The organism is Streptomyces pimonensis, from assembly GCF_041380215.1.
Lineage (GTDB): Bacteria > Actinomycetota > Actinomycetes > Streptomycetales > Streptomycetaceae > Streptomyces > Streptomyces pimonensis.
Genome location: NZ_JAHWZY010000100.1, coordinates 1 through 1638 on the forward strand (window position 1 = coordinate 1; position 1638 = coordinate 1638).

At 69.4% G+C, this 1638-nt stretch carries 1 protein-coding gene; it reads right to left on the bottom strand.

What is annotated here, in order from left to right; translation table 11 throughout:
* Window positions 1-48 precede the first annotated feature (48 nt).
* Window positions 49-1587, bottom strand: coding sequence for an ISL3 family transposase (locus KYY02_RS33490; RefSeq protein ID WP_442538184.1), 1539 nt, complete (start codon window positions 1585-1587; stop codon window positions 49-51).
* Window positions 1588-1638 lie beyond the last annotated feature (51 nt).

Here is a 1638-nt window from a genome sequence, read left to right on the forward strand (position 1 = left end):
GGTGGTGAGCGGCTCTGGCCCGTAATCGGTGGTAGCGCCGTGTAGTGATCACTGGAGGAGGATGCGGTGGCGGAGTAGGGGGAACCCGGCTCGGCCGTGCATCTGTCTCATGATCCGTTTGGTCCGGGTGTTGACGCCCTCGGTGCGGCCGTTGTGGTAGGGGTGGGTGAGGCCGGCGTCGACGGCGGCGCGGTCGAGTTCGAGGCCGTTCGTGAAGGAGTGCAGGTGGGGCAGGTCGACGGCGCGAACTGTGGTGATCCAGTCGGTGAGTTTGGCGTCGTTGCCCTCTGCTGGGGTCAGTAGCTGACCGAACTCGCCAGTGAGGCGGGCGAGTTCGGTCATCTCGGGGCAGGCTGCGGCGAGTTCCCGCAGGAGTGCGGTGTCCTTGTCGCGCAGGTTGTCGGGGCGGGTGAGCAGGAGGCGGGCGAAACGCTGCGGGGTGGTGACCGGCTTGTCGCCCTCGGCGCGGCCTTGGGTGAGGTATCGGACCAGGAGGTTGGCGCTGCCGGTGTAGCCCAGCTCCTTGATCTCGCGCAGGAGGTGAGTAACGGGCACGGCGGGGTCTTCGCGTCGGCGCCGGCGCAGGTGGTCTCGGTAGGGGTCGGCGAGTGTGGGCTTGTAGCGGGGTGCGCGGCGATCACCGGTGGGCTCCTTCATGCGGGCGTATCGCTTGACGGTGTTCAGGGCGACATCGAGGCGGCGGGCGCATTCGAGGAGGCCGACGCCCTGGTCGAGCAGATGGTGGACCCGTTGCCAGCGATCGAGGGTGGTCTGCTCGCGGACGCCCCCGGGTCGGGTGGGGTTCACGACGGTGGCCCAGCAGGCGGCGTGGGAGCGGACTTCGGCCAGGACCTTGCCGCACAGGTTGGACCAGAGGTGCCACCTGTCGCTGACCTGTACCGCTTCGGGGAGGGCTTGGCGGATCGCTTCGGCGTAGGTGGCGGAGCCGTCGCGGCAGACGTACTGGGCCCCGGGGTGCTCGCGCAGCCACGTGGTCAGGGTTTGGGCGGGGCGGTCGGGTAGGACGTCGATCCGCTCGCCGGTCTCGGCGTCGATGATCACGGTGGCGTAGCGGTGTCGGCGTTTGAGTGCGAAGTCGTCGATGCCGAGCACGTGCGGGACGCGCAGCGGTGTCACCACCTGGCGCATGAGCATGCGCAGGGCGGTCGAGCGGGAGATCGCGCAGGCCAGAACGCGGGAGAGGCGGGCGCCCGCCCGGCCCGCTAACTCCTTGACCACCGAACCCAGTTGGCTGGTCAAGCGGTTGGTGCGGCGCTGGTAGCGCTCCACGACGCCGGGAACCTGCTCGCGGAACGTCTGCCGCGGGCAGCCGAGAACCGGACAGACCAGGCGCCGGACTCGCACCGACACCACGACCCGCCGTCCGTCCACCGGCACGTCCGCGACCACCCGTCCATGGAAGCCGTGCACCCGCCTCGTCGGCTGCCCGCACACCGGGCACGGCACCGGATCGTCCCGGGTTCGCGCAGACACCCGGATGACCTGGCCCTCGTCCGTCACGCCCTCGACCACGAGGGCCAAAAGCCCCGAAAACACCGTACCCGCAAGCTCGTTGGCATCACGCATGCCATGCCAACGAAGGCAGTCACACTTCGTCACCACCGATTACGGGCCAGA

Bases quoted from the DNA above. Each gene is read 5' to 3' on its own strand.
- KYY02_RS33490 (WP_442538184.1), bottom strand. From the start codon at position 1,587: ATGCGTGATGCCAACGAGCTTGCGGGTACGGTGTTTTCGGGGCTTTTG.